Origin of the sequence: Chryseobacterium takakiae (assembly GCF_900129385.1) — a bacterium.
Classification (GTDB): domain Bacteria; phylum Bacteroidota; class Bacteroidia; order Flavobacteriales; family Weeksellaceae; genus Chryseobacterium; species Chryseobacterium takakiae.
In genome coordinates this window covers 96899-116081 of sequence record NZ_FQVO01000004.1, presented here as the reverse complement: position 1 = coordinate 116081, position 19183 = coordinate 96899, and the positions used below count along the sequence as shown (strand labels likewise).

Sequence of the window (19183 nt, the reverse complement as noted above, 5' to 3'; positions counted from 1 at the left end):
CCCGGTTTGGCCGGGATTTTTTATGGTTGTTATGTTATTTAAAATCATCAATTTTCATAACATTACTATTCCCAAACCATTTTCTAACATTATGCAAAGCCATTTCTCCCATTGGAGAAAGTGCTAAAACAACAAGATTTTCTTTTGCTCTTGAACACTCGACATAAAAAAGATTTCGAGTTCTTAATTTTCTTGCGGTATTAATATCGGTATCAGAAAAAAAACCTTCAAAATTGTATCCTTCAACTTCATTAACCCAGTCTTTGTCATCAATAACTGTTAGTACATTTCTATATTCTTCACCTTTTGTTCCATGCTTTGTTGAAAACACAGTATGATTTTGAGTGAATTCAAAGAAGTTAATTATTTCTTTGTATTGCAGCTCCATCAATGAATCATACAAAGTTTTATTATTAGTTAGCTTAGTTTTCTCTGGTCCTTCATCTAATTCATTAAAATCAGAATTAATTTGATCAAAGAATTTTTTTAAAGTATCAGATTTTCGTATTAATTTTTTACTGTCAACAAACTCCATAACTTCTTTCACAGATTTAGTATCTCTAATTATCATTAAATTATTTAAAATGTCAGTTATGATTTTTTTATGTTTATGTTCCAAATAAACATTATCGAATAGCGAGCTATTCCTTTTTAGAAAACGTAATACTTCATTATAATTAGAATCCTTCCAGAATTTTATCAGATGTTCTACTCCTGTTTCTCTTTCCTGTGATGTTTTTTTATCCGTATAACCTACAAAATATTGAATTAGTGCATTTTTCCTTTTATTTAATTCATCACCAACACGTATAGTATATCTTTTACTATAAATTCTGTATAAACCAGAAAAACCATTTCTTTTTGCAACAGCACTGTTTACTAAAACTAAAATTTTGTCATTTTTTTTATTGTCTAAATGATCAAAAACCCAATTTTTAGTTTTTAAAATGGTTACAATTTTATCAAAATTTAAATTTTTTTGTAAATTAATTTCTCTATTATAGGCAGTTTTATTTTCATCTTCTACTTCTCGATTATTTCTATTAATTCTAGTTTTTATTGGCCTGTATTCACAATAGATAAATTTTACACTTCCTTGTAATTCAGTTTGAGCATGTTGTTTTATATTCGTTCTGAAGTTATTTAAAAGATTTACCACTGCTTTTGAAGATCGATAGTTTTCTTCCTTTTTTACAATGTGCAGCTTTTGATCATCAGAATTAATATAGTATTTTGTTAAATCGCCTACGCCATTATTGTAAATTTTTTGATGAGAATCACCATAAAATCCTATGACAATCTTAGCTTTATTATTTTCAAGTAATGAATCTATGAGTGCATTTATTGTTTCTGGTGCGGTATCTTGATATTCATCAATAAGTAAGTAGGGAAATTTTTGTGATAAAATATTTGTTAGTAAAGGGTAACTTTGAAACATCATTTTTGATAAAACAATAACATCATCGTGGTGAAGTTGCCCCTTTTCAAAATCTCTAAATGCTGTGTCGTTATAAACAACTGAATCGATTCCATTTAACCTTTCTACTAAATTCTCAATATATCTTGATTCTTTGCCTAAATCTATGTCTGCTTTATATCGAATCTCATTTAATTTACATAATTCAATTTTTAATTGTTTCTCGTAGGATTTTATGCATTCCCAAAGAAATTCGTGAATAGTAGAGACTAAAACTAGTGGGTGATTTTCAAGTCGTTCGATAATCTCATTTTTTGCAACATTAGTATAAGTAATACAAATAATCTTTTGATGGTTGTATTTTAAATCCTTACCCTTGTTCTCAATTAAATAATTCAGTGTTTGGATTAGAGTGTAAGTTTTCCCTGAACCAGCACCAGCTTCCAATACAAAGCTTTTTCCACTATCAATATTCTTTATAATTTGTTCGATTGCTGTCATATTATTCGTCTTTTGCTAACCATTCTAAACCTTCCTCAATATATTTTGGAACATCCCAGCTTAAATCTTCAATTCCAGATTTAAAGGTCATTAAATCAAAGGCAAATTGTGATTTTTCCTCTTTTTTTGGAGATAACTCATACAAATCCAATCCGTCTTCAAAATCTATTTTTTTTAGTAATTCGAATTTCGATTTTACTTCAACTTCTATCTCGAGATTTTCCGTATTTAAATCTTTAAATTTACCTTTGAAAAAAACTAAATTCCTATTAATAATAGCTTCTTCTAAACTTCTGGCTATATATAAATTTTCGGCATTTTCAGAAATCTGATAACATACCCGAATAAATTTTCCTTCAAACTTGTCCTTCACTTCTGTTGAAATTAAATCTGCAATCGTAGTTTTTTTAGGCAGCCAATTTTTCAAAGTAGCATTGGATGTTACAGAATCTGGAGTAGCCACTCTACAAGCCTTTCTGTTATTTTCTATTTGAACAGAATCAATATCTGTTATCACTAATGTTTTTACCTTTATAAAATTCAGTAATTCTTTGAACTTGTGAGTATATGCTCCACCAACCTCCAAAATAGAAATGTAATGTTTGTTTAAGTCAGGCGCGACTTTGTTAATCATTATTGGTAAAAGCATTTTCTCGGTTATACCTTCTACCATGATAACTTTGTCCGCAAAGAAAATATCACACTTGTGGAGATTAAGATATTGTTTCAAAAAGCGAAATGTTTCAGTATCACTCTTTTTATGTTTGAAGTTGTTAAAGTCATTGACCTCAAGATTTCCATTGATTTTATTAAAGTACCTGATTCTGTCAAAACCTTTATTGAGATCAATCCCAGCTTCCGCTATAATATGAGATGAATGTGTTGTAATTATAAGCTGGATATAGATACCATTTAACTTAGCATCATTAATTTTTTTTGTAATTTGCTTAATAAAAACCTGTTGCATTTGCGGATGCATGTGTGCTTCCGGTTCTTCAATTAAAATAGTTAGGAATTCAGATTTTTTTTCTTCGCTTGAATTTTTGAATCTTTCAATAAAGCTAGTCAGCTCCAAAACCATGAAAATAAGATTACTATAACCTAATCCATTATAACTTTCAGGTAAGTTAACATTATCATGTTTATAATAATATTTAATATTATTTTTGATTACAGCTTCTGAATTAAACTCTGAATCAATCTCAATCTGAGGTATTGTTATCGGTGTAGAAGCTCCAAAATGATTCAAATCGACAATAACATCATTAAGAACTTTCTCGTACTCATTTTTTAAGTCAACAGATACTTTTTTTAAAGTTTCTTCAAGTGTTTTAACGTCCTCTTTAGTTTTATCTCTCTCCCTATAATAATGGGAAAACCCAGTTGCTAATGTTTTATTTTTATCAGACTTAGTATCGTCTAAAGTTCTTGAAGCTTTTACATCTTCAAAGGAAACAATTTTTTCGATCTTCGATTTAAAATTTATCTCTATTTCTTTTTTAAAATCAGAATCTTTGTCAATAGCATAACATTTAAGTTGATAATATTTTTTAATATTTTCCTTTAACCAAGAAATCAAGTCAACTTCTTTTTTCTCTCTATTTAAAAATGATGAGTATATTCCCAGTGAATTTAGAGATTCGAAACTTACTAAAATAGTTGCATCGTTTCTCTTTTCATCTAAATCTGTGATAAATTCACTCAAGTTAATTAGGGAATCACTTTCTACATCATATTCAAATTCTATATATAATTGAACTTTTGGAGTTTGATTTTGAATTATTTTTTCAAAAAACTCTTTTCTTTTTTCGGAAATTTCATCGAAATTAATTTTATTTATGAAATCAATTACCCTTTTAAATTTGACGATTGTATTTAACGAGAAATCCTCAAAAGAGATTTCTTGGGAACTTTTTGTGAAAATATTTATAACTTCAAATAAAGAAGTTTTTCCGGTGTTATTTTTACCGACTATAAGAGTTATATCATCTTCAATGTTAACTGACAGATTTTCTAAAAGTCTGAAATTTTTGATTTGTAATTGTTTAATTCTCATCCGAGTTTATTAGTTTTTGATTGAAATATTTTTAGTTAGATTATATTTGGACATGAAATAATCAACTAGTAATTACTTTCTTTAAATTAGTTATTTCTTGATGTTAAAATATTAAGAATTTTAATTTTGCTGTTTTGTAAATTTATGTTAAAAATATATTAAGCTTAATCATAATTACTATATAAGTTATATCTTTGTTAAATGGTTAAATTTAGTACATTTTAATTCTGTATTGTTACTGTTTTCCGTAAATAATAAAAATAAAAAAGCACCACAATTTCTTGTTCAGTATTTCCCCTGAAATTTTAAGTACTGGTCTGAAATAGTTAAACAAAAAATCCCAACTCTCGTCAGGATTCTTAATATTTATTTCTTTTAAAGCCCAGCCATTTCAAAGAATTTAGACAATTTAATATTCTGGGCTTCACAAATTCTCATGATGGTAATTAAACTATTTTGATAATTTTCATCTTCCCAAATTCTTCTTCCCGTCTTTTCGTCAATATTATTTTCGTTAGCAAATTGACTGTTATTGTTCATAGGAACAATCCATTTATCCCGTATAAATTCAACGATCTTTCTATTTGCAATTTTCATAATCTGCTCATTACCATTTCATTTTTCAAAAAACTTTAGATACCACACAGGGTCATAATTATGGTAAAACCGTAATGGCGGTCTCTGTTTTGCTGTAAGTACTGCAACACCAATAAAAAAATATAATATGTTAGCAATGAATTTTCGCGGACCCTTCCGCGTACGGGCAGACCATAATATGCCCGAACCGAAAATAGAACATCCTGAAGACGCTATTGTGAAGGTATTGAGATCCTGCATCTGCGGTTCGGATCTGCATCTTTATCACGGACTGGTTCCCGATACTCGTACAGGAACGACTTTTGGTCATGAGTTTATCGGAGAAGTCGTTGAAATCGGCTCTTCCGTACAGAATCTGAAAGTGGGCGATAAAGTGATGGTCCCTTTTAACATTTCCTGTGGTAAGTGTGCCTTTTGCAAGCAGGAGCTGTACGGCAATTGCCATGAATCTAATCCGATGGCCACCGCAGTAGGCGGTATTTTTGGGTATTCCCACACCGCCGGAGGCTATCAGGGCGGACAGGCAGAATACGCCCGCGTTCCTTACGCAGATGTAGGCCCAACCGTCATTCCCGACTGGATGGATCCCGACGATGCCGTACTTCTTACCGATGTCGTACCGACAGGATATCAGGCGGCGGAAATGGCAGGAATTCAGAAAGGCGACACAGTAGTGGTTTTCGGAGCCGGGCCAATCGGTATTATGGCGGCTAAATCGGCATGGCTTTTCGGAGCAGGAAGAGTAATCGTGATCGACGAGCTGGAATACAGGCTTGATTTCGTGGCGAAATATGCCCAATGTGAAGCTTATAATTTTAACAGTATCGGCGATCCGGTGGTTTTTATAAAAACACAAACCGATTCTCTGGGTGCGGATGTCTGCATCGATGCGGTAGGCTGCGAGGCGAAAGGAAATCTTATGAATACGATCATGGGAACAAAGCTGCTTTTGCAGGGTGGTTCTACAACGGCGCTCCATTGGGCCATTAATTCTGTAAAAAAAGGAGGAATTGTTTCTATTGTGGGCGTTTACGGTCCTACGGATGCTTTGGTTCCGATAGGAAATGTAGTGAATAAAGGGATCACGATCCGTGCTAACCAGGCTGCGGTGAAACGCAACCTGCCAAAGCTGATTGAGCACGTAAAAAACGGAGTTCTCAATCCGAAAGCGATTATTACCCACCGTGTTCCGCTGGAAGAAGTAGCGGATGCATATCATATATTTTCAAGAAAGCTTGACGGATGTATCAAGACCGTGCTTATTCCGCCAACTGCTTAAAAGTTTTTTAACCCAAAAAATAGTACAACATGATTACAGACGAAACAAAGCCGTCCGATTTTAAAAAAAGCGAACAGGCAGATTATACGCATATCAAAGGTTGGGGAATCGATGCCGATCCTGAAAACGATCCCGTTTATCCCATGAAGAAACGTACCGACGAAGAACACGAGGGTTACACCTGGGAAAGGCCGGAAAAGCAGCCTGAAGATGTTGAAATTTTAAAATCCGTGGAGCGGCCCAATTTAACCGCAGCTTTTGGAACGGCGTCACCGCCGGAAGGCCTTAACGGAGAGATCAGAAAATTTGCTTTTAAATACAGTGAATCCAGCTATGGAAGATGGCTTCCGCTGGTATTGGCAGACCGTGTCGGCGCAATAGAAGGGATTATTGAAGACCTGAAAAAAGGTCATGTTCCCAATATTTTTGCCGAACGCGGCTGGGGAGCAGAATGGAAATACAACAGAAAGAATTTTCTGCTGAAGATCGCTGCTGCAGCGGCAGTAACGGCCATTACTATAAGCGTGATTTCGTCAAAGAAGAAAAACAAAAACTGATCTAAATGAGGCTGTCTGAAAAATTTCATTCTGAATGAAATTTAGTGAAGAATCTGATTATTGATTTTTAGAGATTCTTCATTGCTCTCAGAATGACAGAAGTTTAATTATCTGATTTTTCAGACAGCTTTATTTATTAACTGTAAAATCAAATTAATACTATTTCATCCATACCTGCAGGACATTATTGGGAACATTAATATGCACTGCTTAAAATAATTATGTTAAATAAATCAATGACTGAAAAGCAACTGAAAATCCGGCAACAGGCTTTTGCATTAACCGTCTGTACTGTTGTATTCATGGCTGTTTACAATCTGTGCACCTGGTATGCTACCTCTTTAAATGATCTTCCATCGTTTACCTTTGACTTTGAAAAATCAATTCCGTTCATCCCGCTGTCGATTATTCCGTACATGGCAAGCGGATTTTTTTTCTGCCTCGTATTTTTTTCATGTAAAAATAAACATCAGCTAAAAATATTAACGTGGAGGATGCTTTTTGTAACGATCATCGCCGGACTGTTTTTCGTTACGGTTCCTTTACGGTTTTCATTAACAAAACCAGATGTATCCAACAGCATCCTGAATCTTCCTTTTTCTTTTTTACAAACTTTTGATTCACCGTTTAACCAGTCGCCTTCGCTGCATATTGCTTTTGCCTTTATTTTCTGGTCGGTATTTAAAGATCTTACCAAATGGCGCACTTTTTTGCTGATCTGGCTGATCCTGTTGGGAATTTCTACATTAACGACCTTTCAGCATCATGTCATTGATCTATTAACCGGAGCCATTCTTGCACATGTCAGCTTTATCATCATCCCTTACCGGAAGAACGATCCGAAATACAGAAGCTGCTGGCTGGCCAATTACTATTTCATATCGGGATGGGTCTTCATTTTAGCGGCTTTATTGCTGGATAAATACTTTGGGTCTCAGGGATTAGTACTTTTCGTACCTGCCTGGGGAATGATGATGATCGGTTATTATTACCAGAAAAATACAGGTGTCATTTCTCCATTTGTGCTAACTGTGAAACAAAATATTCATCAATCTGAAAAAAACTAGTCGATCCATCTGACAATTTAATTTACATATAATAAAAAAGGTGAATCCATATGACTCACCTTTTTATACAGTAATCGTTTATTTATTATTCTTCAATAAACGCTAAGAGATCTTTATTAATGGTTTCGTGCTCGGTAGTCGGCATTCCGTGGGGGAAACCTGGATAAGTGATCAATTTTCCGTTCTTTAATAATTTAATGGATTTTAGTGCAGCGTTGGCAATAGGAACGATCTGGTCATCCTCACCGTGCATCACCAAAACCGGAATATCCACAGCTTTTAAATCTTCACTTAAATCGGTTTCTGAAAACGCTTTAATCCCGTCATAATGTGCAACGATTCCGCCCATTAATCCCTGTCTCCACCAGTTTCTCTGTACGCCGTCTTTTACATCGGCTCCTTCTCTGTTATATCCATAAAACGGAAAAGTAAGGTCATAGTAAAACTGGTTTCTGTTGTTCATGGTCTGATTTCTGATATCATCAAAAACCGACATCGGGACCCCATCCGGGTTATTTTCGCTCTGTACCATTACCGGAGGAATCGCGCTGATCAGTACTGCTTTTTTAGCTCTTCCGTTGGCATATTTGTTCACATAACGGATAACTTCACCACCGCCTGTTGAATGACCAATATGAACCACGTCTTTCAAATCTAAGAATTCTACCAGTTCTGCCGCATCAGAAGCATATTGCTCAATAGTATGGTTATAAATATTCTGGCTGGAACGTCCGTGGCCTCTTCTGTCGTGAGCGATCACCCGGTAACCTTTTTTAAGAAAGAAAATCACCTGGGCATCCCAATCATCTGATGATAATGGCCATCCGTGATGAAACATCAATACCGGGCCTTCACCTTGATCTTTGTAAAAAATTTCTGTTCCGTCTTTTAATGTAAGTGTACTCATAATTTAATTTTTAATGTGATTAATTTGTTTATTTTTTTGTTGTCTTAATTCTTTAGCAAATGTAAGAGGGTTTAAACCGTTTTTCGTTAATCTAGTTTAATATCGTACATCTGATGGTTTTTTTATTTTGTATTAACTGATGTAAAGCTACAAAGACCAATAAATGAATTGTTCTACTTTCTGTCGCAAAGGCAAAAACGGTCGTTGAAAAGACAAGATTGATCGTTGGAATCAAACTGCATTTTCCCTTACCAATCCGAGCAAATCTTCTGCACCGCCATTGAATTTATTCCCATTGATGAAAAATGAAGGCGTTCCGTTCACACCGCTGACAATACCGCTTTCAAAATCAGAATCTACTTTTTCTTCCAGTTCGGTTTTCTGAATATCTTCTTTGAATTGGGAAATGTTCAAACCTATTTTTTCGGCAAGCTGAAATAAGAAAATTTCATTCAGAGATTTCTGATTTTCATAAATGGCATCATGCATTTCCCAAAACTTTCCCTGAAGACTGGCAGCTTCAGCTGCAATGGCGGCAGGTCTGGCATATGGGTGCATTTCCGACAACGGAAAATTCCTGAAGACAAATGTTACCTGATCCCCGAATTCTTTCATTAATTCTTTAAGGACAGGATAAGCGGCTCCGCAATACGGACACTGATAATCGCCGTATTCTACAATCACAAGGTCGGCATTTTCATTACCTTGCATATGGTCAGTTTTACTGACTGATGGTTTTAGTGACATAGTTATTTTGTATTTAGGGTTTCTAAAGCTTCTAATATCCCGTCTGCACCGGGATTAATGGCAGTAGGAGAAAGGTAGCTCCATTCGATGATGCCTTCTTTGTTGATGACAAACAGTGCGCGCCTGCATTCTCCTTCTTCGTCATCATAGACTCCGTATTTTTTTGCGGTTTCTCCTTTCGCTTCAAAGTCTGCCAATAATGGGAAATGCAGGTTTCGGGATTCTGAAAAAGCCAGGTGACACCATTTGCTGTCCACAGAGATTCCGAAGATTTCGGCATCATATTTTTTGAAGAATTTCAGCATTTCGTTGTACAGGGCCATCTGGTCGCTGCAAACCGGGCTCCAGTCTGCGGGGTAAAAGGCGAGAATAACATTTTTTCCTTTAAATTCAGACAAAGTTATTTTCTGGTCTGGCGTCGCAAATAATGTAAAATCTGGGGCAACAGTTCCTTTTTGTAACATAATATTTAGTTTTTTTGGTTATTGAATTAAAATTAATCTACCACAAGTTAGCAATAAAACTACAGGTAAAAAGTATGGGCCGTTTTACCAATACATTAATTAAAATAGAAACCACCATAACACAGGATAGAATCCCATCCGGAATAACAAAAGATTTCGCCATCATAGGTACCGGTTCTCTTTTCTAATTGTGATTATTTATTTGCAGCTCTTAATTTCTATCATAAAGTTACTTCCAAATCGTGCATTTTTGAGACCTTATTCGGTGAACAGGCAAAATCAGTCGTTGGGTTTATGTATAATTACAAACAGGGTTGTTTTAAACCGGTAAATAAAAAATCACTGGATAACCAATGATTTAATAAATATATGTATTGTTAATTCTAAAAAGGCTGATTGTATTTTCCGGTCAATGCTTTATTTTCAATACTTTTTGCAAAGTTGGGCGTTTCTTCGTGGTTGTGTGCATCGGAAGCGGCTTGTCTGGAAGCGGCTGCACTTGCTAATTCAATGCCGTGTTCTTTCATATATTCGAACATTTCCGGCGTTGCGGTAGCATGAATTTCGTTGGTGTACAAAGTCGTGTTATCATCGATTTTTGAGGCCTTCAGTTCCCATAAAACCTGAACTTTCGTTCTTCCGTTTTTGGTAATGGAATCAGAAATTGATAGCATTCTGCAGTAATCGGGGCGATAGGCGGTGGCTACATAATGCTGAACCATCAAAGCATCTCCAATTGTTTCCACATTAAGCGAAACCGGCTCGCCGTCGAAAGTAGTAGAAATAGCCGCTCCGATATGCTGGGTTGAGCATCTCTGATATTCGGCATCCGGTAAGTTTAATAACCAGTCTGCGATGTTAACTTTTTCGAAGGGTGCATTGATAACAGCCGTTACACTTGAGTGAGACAATGCGTTTTCTGGTGTTTGTAGAATTTCCATAATGTTGGGTTTTAATTGTTGTGTTAATTTGTTGATGTAAAGCTACTGACAGCCTGATGGAAAATCAGTTGACGTTCGGTGAGCAGGCAGAAACTGTCGTTGGATAAGATCAAAAAAATTCAAAAGATAAAAGGGATGATATTTTTGGGCGAAAAAACAAAAAAATCACTGTGTTGTACAGTGATTTGTAGTGAATGGGTTAGATGATTGGTATTATTTAAAAAGCCATTTTCTGATCAGCTTTGTATAATTGGGCATAACAATGAAAACCATCAGGAAAACAATGGATGCGGAAATCAAAAGTCCGTCTGAGTAATGATTGGCAGGAATTTTTAATACTCTTAAAAAGGGGAGCAGCAGCAGCGGAACCACTAATGATAAAGGATAAATGGCTGACCAGGTTACCAAAAACTGTTTCCATCGTACGGGAACCTTTGTTTCGTTTTCGTTTTCAAAAAGAAAATCAAGGCCGGATTTTATTTTGTAATTATCATTTTTACGAAAGAGCGGACCGGCTTTTTCAATCAGTTTTTTTCTGTCATCGGAATCGATCCAGTTTTTGAGATTTTCAATCGTATCAAATCTGATGATCACCGTGTAAACGAAGGTCAGGCCAGAAATCGGTCTTATCATCTGCCAGTCAATAAAACCTTTAGAATGTCTGGTCAAAGGGACGATCTCATTCAGCCATTGTTCGTACTCTTGCTGTTTTCCATCCAGAATGTGATGCGAAATCACTACAGATGCACCCTGATTTTCCATAATGATAGTTTTCTTTAATGAATAGTTTGTAAAAATAATTCTGCTTCAGAAACTGCTTTTACAATAATCTCTTTTACTTCTTCTAAAGTCTGCTTTGAAGTTGGATTTTCTGCATTAGTCAATTCTAAGGTATTCAGTTTTTCCTCTAATAAAGGAAGTAATCCCATTATTGCGACACTTGATTTCAAGTCATGCGCTCTGAGTTTTACAATCTTAAAATCTGTATTTTCATAAGCCGATTCCATTTCCTTCAGATGAGCAGGAACTTTTTCTAAAAACTGCTTTGTGACAGTTCTTTCAAAATCTTGGTCACCACTGCTTACAGACTTCATATAATTGAGGTCAATATATTGATATGCAGTAATACTTTCTGGAGTTTTTGCTTTCTTATCATTTTTACCTTCTTTCAAACCGAAACCTGAAATCAATTTAAATAATTCATCTTCATTGACGGGTTTGGAAATATATTCGTTCATGCCACGGCTCAGACATTTTTCTCTTTCTCCAGCCAGAGCATGGGCGGTCATGGCGATGATTGGAAGATTGAGGTTCAATTCCTCGCGGATTTTTTGTGTTGCGGTATAACCGTCCATTTGTGGCATCTGAATATCCATTAAAACAAGATCACAGTCGTGATTTTTAAGATATTCTACTGCTTCCAGACCGTTGTTTGCGGTGTCAAAATCAATGTTCCATTGTGAAAGAAGATGTTTCAGCAGACTTTGATTGATTGCGTTATCATCTACAACCAGAACTTTCAATGGTGTATTGGATCTGTCTTTAAAGTACTGTGTATCATGTGTAGGAATTGCATGTATCTGTTCTTTTGCAATGGTATAAGGAATGAAAAAGTGAAAAATCGTCCCTTTTCCCTGCTCGCTTGTCACTTCAATATCTCCGTTTTGTAATTGAATTAAACTTTTCACAATCGATAAGCCAAGCCCGGTTCCGCCATAATTTCTTGTTATAGAATCTTCGCCCTGATTGAATCTTTCAAAAACTTCGCTGAGTTTTTCTTTATCGATTCCGATTCCTGTATCTGAAACTTTAAAACCGACTACGACCTCGTTTTCTGTTTGATGCTTATTATAGATCTCAATTGTAATGCGACCTTGATGTGTGAATTTAATGGCATTTCCGATGAGGTTGACCAGGATCTGGGTAAGTCTCGTGGCATCACCATTCAGCGTGTCCGGGATCGACGGATCTATTGTGCTGGAAATCGTTAATCCTTTTTCTTTTGCCCGTTCCACAAAAAAAGTTTCTACCGAATTCACCAATCCGTTGATGCTGAATAGTCCTTTGGTTATGCGCATCATTCCGGCTTCAATTTTTGATAAATCCAGAATATCATTAATAATGGCCATCAGATTTTCTCCTGAACGTTGAATGGATGATACAAATTCTTTTGAAGTTTCATCCAAAGGTCTTTTCTGTAAAAGGTTGGTAAAACCCAAAATTCCACTCAGAGGGGTTCTGATTTCGTGGCTCATATTAGCTAAAAAGTTTTCTTTGGTTTGTGCAGCAACCGAAGCTTTTTTTTCTGCAACATCCAATTCCTGAATCAGCAGTCTCTGACGTTTAAACTGGCGAAGAATATGATAGCCTACGATGGATCCGCTTAAAATCAGTAAAATCAATAATGAAATGTCATATAATCTTGCCTTTTGCCCCATTGTTTCAGTCTTTTTACTGAGTTCTACCATATGGAATTTACGGCTTTCATAGATTTTTGCCGTGATGGTTGTGATTTCATTTGATATTTTTCTCGCTCTCGGGTTGGCAATGGAGGTCTGATCATCCATATTTCCGAGTGTATGATAACGAAGCAACAATTTGTCTTTCGTTGTTTTCTTGTCCATTGCCAGAACACTCAATCTGTGAATTAATCTTTCTTCTTCCGCATCGGTATTGTCTTTGGAAAGGGAATCTAAAAAGTTTTCTATCTGGCTGATCTTTTGGTCGATCCCTTCAAGATGAGTGGTGTCATTGGTTGCAATGGAAGCCCGGATCCTGCTTTCAACCCCTAAAATATCACGGTCGATTTCACGCAAATGGTTGCTGGAGCGTAATTCTTCAAGAAGCTTATTGTTATTACGGATAAGTTCCTTCGTATTCTGTGCCGAATTGATCTGAACAGCGATCAGCAGAAGAGAACCTGCAATAAATGTGAGGATGATAAAATAGCTGAATCTCCTGTTGTCCATTACTGAGAATATTTTTTTCATAAGCCCGTTATGTTGACTTTAAAATTATTTTGTTGACCTCTGAACCGTTGCAGCCCGACTTGAACGGAGGTCTTTTTGTCATTGCAATTGCTGAATGGTTCAACAGATGGCTTCGTGAGCGTCGTTAGTGAACTTTCCGTTATGGCTGCAGTGACAAAAATCGGGAGCCCTTCGACTTCGCTCAGGATAAATGACAGGCGGATTAAGCTGCTCCAATAACTACTAAAATCTGCTTAATTTTAGAAAACATTCATTCTCGTATTGAGCGCTTTTCTGTAAGCATCTGCAACCGGGATAAATTTTCCGTTAATCATAATTCCGCCGTCCTGAAGTGTATCTATCTTGCCGACTGAAACGATGTATGAGCGATGAACCCTGATAAAATGATCTTTTGGAAGGCGCTCTTCCGCCGTTTTCATTTTGCCGTGGATGGCAAACATTTTTTCCCGGGTATAGAACTTTACATAATCGCCCATCGCTTCGGCATAAAAAATATCATCCAGTTTCAATCGCCTTGTGATATTGGAATCTCTTACGAAAAGGAATTCATCTTTTGTGACTTCAACATTTTCTTTTCTGCTTTCCAGAATCGCCTGCGCTTTGCTTACTGCCTGTAAAAACCTTGCCGGTGTTACGGGTTTCAGAATGTAATCTGCAATATTCAGTTCAAAAGCTTCCAGTGCATATTCCTTATTGGATGTTGTGAAGATGATGATGGTGCCTTTTCCTGAAAGATTTTTGGTAAGTTCTATCCCTGTCATTTCCGGCATTTCGATATCGAGAAAAATCAAATCGACGTGATTAGACTGCAAGTGGTTGTAAGCCTCAATGGCATTGGAAAACTCGCTGACAATTGTGAGACTGGGAATTTGTTTTGCCAAATGGGAGAGTGTGGTTCTTGCAATGTCGTTGTCATCGACGATGAGAGCTTTCATAGGGATATTGATTTATGGTTACACAAATATAATTATTCCTATTCTGTTTTTCAAATTATCTAAAGTAAGAACGGATCATCCATGCCATTTCTTCATGCGTTTCCATCAATCCCGTAATGAAGTCACTTGTGCCGTAATCTTTGAATTCTTCGGCAAAAGGAGTGATATTTCCTCTTAGAAATTCAATAATGCTTTCGTGGTCGCTTAAAAGGTCTTTCATATAGCCTGAACCGTCGTTGGTTCTGTCACTGTATTCTGTAAGATGGGTTAATTCTAGATAGATTTTCATGGTTGCAGGTGCATAATGTCCTATTTTTCTCATACGTTCTGCTACACTGTCGATCAGTTCATCCAGTTGTTTGTACTGTTCTTCGAAAAAGATATGGTTGGCGTGAAAATTATCACCGGTTACATTCCAGTGTGCATTTCTGGTTTTGATGTAAAGTACAGTTTCATCTGCTAATAATTTTGCCAATTGTTCTGCTACGGCTTCTGTGTTTTTTTCTGTAATTCCGATTTTTGTTTTCATAATAATAAGATTTTAAGTGGTTTGTTTTTACTGATGTAAAGTTCGATCGGAATACTGTTATTTGGAGATGGTTTTCGGTGAATGGGCAAAATGGATCGCTGAATCTGGTATTGAAGATTTTAAATGCCTAAAGAATAGCAGCAGTTCCCACTATCGATATGCAGATTACTTATTTATATGACTTAAGGAAAAATTGTTTAATTTAACTTGATAATAAAAATCAGAAATACATCTTAAAAGATAAATCATGGTAAAAGTTTTCCGAATTTTAAATATGGCTGCGCTAATTGTAACCATCGCTGTCAATTATCTGTCCAACACCGGATTTTTCAATAATGAAACAATGGCAAGTATTTCCGCAAGGTTCCAAAATTTATTTACTCCCGCAGGTTATGCTTTTTCTATCTGGGGACTGATTTATGTTGCCCTTCTCGGCTTTGTAATACACTATGGTCCGTTTACAAAAAATACGAACGCCAAACAAAAGACGGTTTTAAATATTGGCTGGTGGTTTGTTATTTCCTGTGCAGCAAATTGTTTGTGGATTGTGGCATGGCTTTATGAATATACGCTACTTACGATTCCGGTTATGATTGTGATTTTTATTTCGCTGATGAAGATCATATTAAATAACAAGGGAACAATAGAAGCCAAGAACTTGCAGACAGCCATCTTTCTTCGGTTACCTTTTTATATTTATTCAGGCTGGATCTCAGTAGCTTTGATTGCAAATGTTGCGGCCTATTTAAAAAAAATCGGATGGTCTGGTTTTGGCTTTTCAGAGACCCTCTGGACTATTGTTATGTTTATCGTTGCAGCGATTATTCACTTGTATATGGTTTGGAAACGAGATATGGCTTCATTCGCTTTGGTTGCTGTATGGGCGCTGGTAGCCATTGCAGTGGCCAATCAAAACGGTAATGAGACAGTTCATATTTCTGCCATTGTTACTGCAGTATTTCTTGCGTTAAATGCCGGGGCCAGAATACTTACTCATCAGAAGACCCGCTCAATAAATTAAAATTTTTGTATTTAAATAATTTTCATCAATGATAACCCATTTTGATCATCACTACATCACAGACTTGGAAGATCGAAAAAGAGCAGCCCTTGTCAATTCGTTAAGCGGTTTTAAAAGTCTTAATTTAATCGGAACCGTCAATCAAGAAGGACAAACCAACCTGGCGATCTTTAATTCTGTGGTACACATCGGAGCAAATCCCCCTCTGCTGGGCTTTATCTCCAGACCTGATTCCGTTGAAAAACATACTTTGGAAAATATAAGAAAAACAAGCTGTTACACAATTAATCACATTACCCAGGATATTTTTGAGCAGGCACATCAAACTTCTGCGAGATATCAAAGGGAGCAATCGGAATTTTACGCCACCGGGCTGACTGCCGATTATAAAAATAATTTTTCAGCACCGTTTGTCCATGAATCGAATATTCAGATGGGTATGAAGTTAAAAGAAATTATACGGGTTAAAACGAATAATACGCTCCTGGTGATTGGTGAAATTCAGGATTTGTATTTCCCTGCTGAAATTTGGGATGAAAGCGGAATTCTTGATATTGAAAAGGCAGGAAGTATCGCCGGTTCTTCTCTTGATGGCTATCATACCACTCAATTAATCAAAAGAATGAAATATGCAAAGCCTTAGTATTTGATTAAGGTTGTATCTTTAAAGATGAATTGTAAATTACTCATGGAGAATTTTGTCACATTTATTAAAAAACTAATTGAAATTGACGAAAGTGAACTTAATATTGTTCTTTCAAGATGTAGGAAAAAAGAGCTTTCTAAAGGAGATCTGGTGCTGAAAAAAGGGCAGGTTGCTCAACAGTATTTTTTTATCGTTTCCGGTGGGCTGCGTTTTTTTTACGATGGTATAAATGATGAAAGCACCACCTGGGTTGTTTTTAAAAATGAATTCCTAACTGAAATTTCAAGCTTAAATCCCCAGAAGCCCACCAGATTTAATATTATGGCAATTGAGGATACGGAACTCATTGTAATTGATAAAAAAGATATGGATTTTTTGTACGGTCACATTCCTGTGTGGCACGAGTTCGGAAGAAAGATCTGGGAAGAGACAACTGTTAGAATGATTGATCAGATTCTGAATTTTCAGACACTTACAGCCGAAGAGCGGTATCTCCAATTCGTAAATACACCTGAAGTCCTTCAGAAAATCCCCGTAAAACAATTAGCAGGCGTACTGGGAATAACACCCAATGCTCTGAGCAGGATAAGAAAAAATATTAAATAGTGTATTTACTACCAAATGGTAGATTTTTCCTGGAAATGACCTTTTACATTTGTATCAAATGAAATCATTATGAACGAAAATGTAAATGGTAAAGCAGAACTTTATTCTGATGCCGAATTGATTAAGAATTTTCCGGGTTTTGAAAATAAATACACCTCCGTGAACGGTATCGAACTGCATTATGTAGAAGGTGGGCAGGGCGAGCCTCTGCTTTGTTTACCTGGCTGGCCACAAACATGGTACTCTTTAAAGCCTGTCGCTTTGAAATTGGCGGAAAAATATCGTGTTATTATCGTTGATCTCCGGGGGATGGGCACTTCAGAAAAACCTGAATCGGGTTATGATAAAAAAACAATGGCTACTGATATTTATGAGCTTGTCCTGTCTCTAGGTCTGGAGAAAGTAAGTTTGATGGGCCACGATATCGGAGGAATGGTTGCGATGAGTTTCGCTTTTAATTTTCCCGAATCAACCGAAAAATTGATTGTTCTCGACGGCTCACATCCAAGTGAAGGAATGTATCAAATGCCGTTAATTCCTTCGCCCGGAAAATTCAATGAAAAAATGGATGGTGAAATGCCTTATGCGTGGTGGATGGGATTCAATCAGGTTAAAGGTTTGCCGGAACAGTTGTTAGAAGGGCGTTTTCATCTGCTGCAGGATTGGCTTTTTAACTATGTGATGATTGATGAGAGCAAGATGACAGAATTTGAAAGATCGGTCTATGCACATGCTTATAACGACAAGGAAAGCATCAGAGCATCCAACGCATGGTATCAAAACTTTAATCAGGATATTGAGGATTTAAAACATTATCAGAAATTACAGATGCCGGTTTTGGGAATTGGCAGTTATATCAGCTACAATTATATGAATTATGGGCTGCCTTTTGTTGCCAATGATCTGGAGGTTTTCGGAATAATGAACAGCGGACATTATTTATTTGAAGAAAAACCTCAGGAAGTACTTGATATCGTGTTCAAATTTTTAGACTCAAAAAAACAAGAAAAATGAAAAAAACAATTTTGGTAGCCGGAGCAACAGGTAATCTGGGCCTTAAAATATGCAGAGAATTGGTAATGCGCGGTGCAGAAGTAAAGGCAATTGTAAGAAGTTCCATCAATCCTGATAAGGAATTAGCTCTTGAAAAAATGGGAGTTAAAATTAAAATGATCAGCTTCGATGATCATAAAGCCCTATATAATGAATGCCTGAATGTTGACTGTGTAGTTTCTGCTGTGGCAGGTTTGGGTAATGTTATTATTGATCTTCAAAAGAAAATTTTAGACGCAGCACTGGAAGCTGGCGTTCCAAGATTTATTCCATCTGACTTTTGTACCGATTATAATTACCTTAAAGAAGGTGAAAATAGAAATTTTGACTTTAGAAGAGCATTTAAAAAATATATTGATCAAAAGCAAATTCAGACATCTTCTGTTTTTAATGGATGTTTTGCAGATATACTGATGTACAATACACCAATTTTAAATATGAAGGAGAAGAGTATCGGATATTGGGGCGATAGGGAAGATTGGAAACTGGATTTCACCACCATGGATAATACTGCCGCTTTTACTGCAGAAGTTGCTTTGGATGAAACAGCACCTAGAAATCTTCAGATAGCTGGTTTCCAGATAAGTCCCAGGATGATTTTTAACTATATAAAAGAAATTACCGATGAAGATTACAAACTGCATAACATAACAACATTGGAAAATTTTGCGGCATCTATCAGAAAGCAGCGGGCTGAAAATCCGGACAGTGAAAACGAACTGTATGCAAAATTCCAGCAAAGTCAGTATATGTACTCAATGTTTACAACTCAGCATTCAACAATACATAATAATCGCTATCAGGGGATTCTTTGGACGGATGCCAGGAGCTTTTTAAAAACTTTTGTAAAGTAAAAATTGAAAAATAAGT

The 19183-nt window shown here is 36.1% G+C and carries 19 protein-coding genes; 8 read left to right on the top strand and 11 right to left on the bottom strand.

What is annotated here, in order from left to right; translation table 11 throughout:
- Positions 1-34: 34 nt before the first annotated feature.
- From BUA76_RS07155 to BUA76_RS07145, 3 genes are all read right to left on the bottom strand, one after another.
- A complete protein-coding gene (locus BUA76_RS07155) occupies positions 35-1918 on the bottom strand; it encodes a UvrD-helicase domain-containing protein (RefSeq protein WP_072884116.1) in 1884 nt (627 codons plus the stop codon).
- A 1-nt stretch (position 1919) separates the two neighbouring features.
- Entirely contained in the window at positions 1920-3974 is a 2055-nt protein-coding gene (locus BUA76_RS07150; RefSeq protein ID WP_072884115.1) for an AAA family ATPase, read from the bottom strand.
- A 375-nt stretch (positions 3975-4349) separates the two neighbouring features.
- Positions 4350-4571 (bottom strand): hypothetical protein, encoded by a 222-nt coding sequence (locus tag BUA76_RS07145; protein ID WP_072884114.1) that lies wholly within the window; start codon positions 4569-4571, stop codon positions 4350-4352.
- Positions 4572-4707: 136 nt separating this feature from the next.
- On the opposite strand from BUA76_RS07145, the gene BUA76_RS07140 reads away from it, so the two are divergent.
- From BUA76_RS07140 to BUA76_RS07130, 3 genes are all read left to right on the top strand, one after another.
- A complete protein-coding gene (locus tag BUA76_RS07140) occupies positions 4708-5850 on the top strand; it encodes a zinc-dependent alcohol dehydrogenase (protein ID WP_228408471.1) in 1143 nt (380 codons plus the stop codon).
- 29 nt (positions 5851-5879) lie between these two features.
- Entirely contained in the window at positions 5880-6407 is a 528-nt protein-coding gene (locus BUA76_RS07135) for a hypothetical protein (protein WP_072884112.1), read from the top strand.
- A gap of 236 nt (positions 6408-6643) precedes the next feature.
- The gene (locus BUA76_RS07130; RefSeq protein WP_228408470.1) at positions 6644-7474 is read left to right on the top strand and encodes a phosphatase PAP2 family protein; all 831 of its coding nucleotides are present in this window, start codon (positions 6644-6646) and stop codon (positions 7472-7474) included.
- A gap of 85 nt (positions 7475-7559) precedes the next feature.
- Here BUA76_RS07130 and BUA76_RS07125 read toward each other — a convergent pair whose 3' ends face one another.
- From BUA76_RS07125 to BUA76_RS07090, 8 genes are all read right to left on the bottom strand, one after another.
- A complete protein-coding gene (locus tag BUA76_RS07125) occupies positions 7560-8381 on the bottom strand; it encodes an alpha/beta fold hydrolase (protein ID WP_072884110.1) in 822 nt (273 codons plus the stop codon).
- A gap of 231 nt (positions 8382-8612) precedes the next feature.
- On the bottom strand, positions 8613-9092 hold the full coding sequence (locus BUA76_RS07120) for a DsbA family protein (protein ID WP_228408469.1): 480 nt from the start codon (positions 9090-9092) through the stop codon (positions 8613-8615).
- Positions 9093-9130: 38 nt separating this feature from the next.
- Positions 9131-9592, bottom strand: a complete 462-nt coding sequence (locus BUA76_RS07115; protein ID WP_072884108.1) for a redoxin domain-containing protein — start codon at positions 9590-9592, stop codon at positions 9131-9133.
- A gap of 383 nt (positions 9593-9975) precedes the next feature.
- Complete coding sequence (locus BUA76_RS07110; protein WP_072884107.1) at positions 9976-10533, bottom strand: hypothetical protein; 558 nt, start codon at positions 10531-10533, stop codon at positions 9976-9978.
- 213 nt (positions 10534-10746) lie between these two features.
- Positions 10747-11295 carry a putative antibiotic biosynthesis monooxygenase gene (locus BUA76_RS07105; RefSeq protein WP_072884106.1) on the bottom strand — a complete coding sequence of 183 codons (549 nt, stop codon included), beginning with the start codon at positions 11293-11295 and terminating at the stop codon, positions 10747-10749.
- 14 nt (positions 11296-11309) lie between these two features.
- Entirely contained in the window at positions 11310-13523 is a 2214-nt protein-coding gene (locus BUA76_RS07100) for a hybrid sensor histidine kinase/response regulator (RefSeq protein WP_072884105.1), read from the bottom strand.
- Positions 13524-13762: 239 nt separating this feature from the next.
- Positions 13763-14458, bottom strand: a complete 696-nt coding sequence (locus BUA76_RS07095) for a LytR/AlgR family response regulator transcription factor (RefSeq protein ID WP_072884103.1) — start codon at positions 14456-14458, stop codon at positions 13763-13765.
- 55 nt (positions 14459-14513) lie between these two features.
- Complete coding sequence (locus BUA76_RS07090) at positions 14514-14987, bottom strand: Dps family protein (protein WP_072884102.1); 474 nt, start codon at positions 14985-14987, stop codon at positions 14514-14516.
- A 247-nt stretch (positions 14988-15234) separates the two neighbouring features.
- On the opposite strand from BUA76_RS07090, the gene BUA76_RS07085 reads away from it, so the two are divergent.
- The 5 genes from BUA76_RS07085 (at position 15235) to BUA76_RS07065 (ending at position 19167) form a co-directional block, all read left to right on the top strand.
- Positions 15235-16008 (top strand): hypothetical protein, encoded by a 774-nt coding sequence (locus BUA76_RS07085; protein ID WP_072884101.1) that lies wholly within the window; start codon positions 15235-15237, stop codon positions 16006-16008.
- 28 nt (positions 16009-16036) lie between these two features.
- A complete protein-coding gene (locus tag BUA76_RS07080; protein WP_072884100.1) occupies positions 16037-16651 on the top strand; it encodes a flavin reductase family protein in 615 nt (204 codons plus the stop codon).
- 45 nt (positions 16652-16696) lie between these two features.
- Entirely contained in the window at positions 16697-17260 is a 564-nt protein-coding gene (locus BUA76_RS07075) for a Crp/Fnr family transcriptional regulator (protein ID WP_072884099.1), read from the top strand.
- A 69-nt stretch (positions 17261-17329) separates the two neighbouring features.
- Positions 17330-18274 (top strand): alpha/beta hydrolase, encoded by a 945-nt coding sequence (locus BUA76_RS07070; protein WP_072884098.1) that lies wholly within the window; start codon positions 17330-17332, stop codon positions 18272-18274.
- Entirely contained in the window at positions 18271-19167 is an 897-nt protein-coding gene (locus BUA76_RS07065) for an NmrA family NAD(P)-binding protein (RefSeq protein WP_072884097.1), read from the top strand. Before BUA76_RS07070 ends, BUA76_RS07065 begins: the two co-directional genes overlap by 4 nt.
- The last annotated feature ends 16 nt before the right edge of the window (positions 19168-19183 follow it).

Bases quoted from the DNA above. Each gene is read 5' to 3' on its own strand.
- BUA76_RS07155 (WP_072884116.1), bottom strand. From the start codon at position 1,918: ATGACAGCAATCGAACAAATTATAAAGAATATTGATAGTGGAAAAAGC.
- BUA76_RS07150 (WP_072884115.1), bottom strand. From the start codon at position 3,974: ATGAGAATTAAACAATTACAAATCAAAAATTTCAGACTTTTAGAAAAT.
- BUA76_RS07145 (WP_072884114.1), bottom strand. From the start codon at position 4,571: ATGAAAATTGCAAATAGAAAGATCGTTGAATTTATACGGGATAAATGG.
- BUA76_RS07140 (WP_228408471.1), top strand. From the start codon at position 4,708: ATGAATTTTCGCGGACCCTTCCGCGTACGGGCAGACCATAATATGCCC.
- BUA76_RS07135 (WP_072884112.1), top strand. From the start codon at position 5,880: ATGATTACAGACGAAACAAAGCCGTCCGATTTTAAAAAAAGCGAACAG.
- BUA76_RS07130 (WP_228408470.1), top strand. From the start codon at position 6,644: ATGACTGAAAAGCAACTGAAAATCCGGCAACAGGCTTTTGCATTAACC.
- BUA76_RS07125 (WP_072884110.1), bottom strand. From the start codon at position 8,381: ATGAGTACACTTACATTAAAAGACGGAACAGAAATTTTTTACAAAGAT.
- BUA76_RS07120 (WP_228408469.1), bottom strand. From the start codon at position 9,092: ATGCAAGGTAATGAAAATGCCGACCTTGTGATTGTAGAATACGGCGAT.
- BUA76_RS07115 (WP_072884108.1), bottom strand. From the start codon at position 9,592: ATGTTACAAAAAGGAACTGTTGCCCCAGATTTTACATTATTTGCGACG.
- BUA76_RS07110 (WP_072884107.1), bottom strand. From the start codon at position 10,533: ATGGAAATTCTACAAACACCAGAAAACGCATTGTCTCACTCAAGTGTA.
- BUA76_RS07105 (WP_072884106.1), bottom strand. From the start codon at position 11,295: ATGGAAAATCAGGGTGCATCTGTAGTGATTTCGCATCACATTCTGGAT.
- BUA76_RS07100 (WP_072884105.1), bottom strand. From the start codon at position 13,523: ATGAAAAAAATATTCTCAGTAATGGACAACAGGAGATTCAGCTATTTT.
- BUA76_RS07095 (WP_072884103.1), bottom strand. From the start codon at position 14,458: ATGAAAGCTCTCATCGTCGATGACAACGACATTGCAAGAACCACACTC.
- BUA76_RS07090 (WP_072884102.1), bottom strand. From the start codon at position 14,987: ATGAAAACAAAAATCGGAATTACAGAAAAAAACACAGAAGCCGTAGCA.
- BUA76_RS07085 (WP_072884101.1), top strand. From the start codon at position 15,235: ATGGTAAAAGTTTTCCGAATTTTAAATATGGCTGCGCTAATTGTAACC.
- BUA76_RS07080 (WP_072884100.1), top strand. From the start codon at position 16,037: ATGATAACCCATTTTGATCATCACTACATCACAGACTTGGAAGATCGA.
- BUA76_RS07075 (WP_072884099.1), top strand. From the start codon at position 16,697: ATGGAGAATTTTGTCACATTTATTAAAAAACTAATTGAAATTGACGAA.
- BUA76_RS07070 (WP_072884098.1), top strand. From the start codon at position 17,330: ATGAACGAAAATGTAAATGGTAAAGCAGAACTTTATTCTGATGCCGAA.
- BUA76_RS07065 (WP_072884097.1), top strand. From the start codon at position 18,271: ATGAAAAAAACAATTTTGGTAGCCGGAGCAACAGGTAATCTGGGCCTT.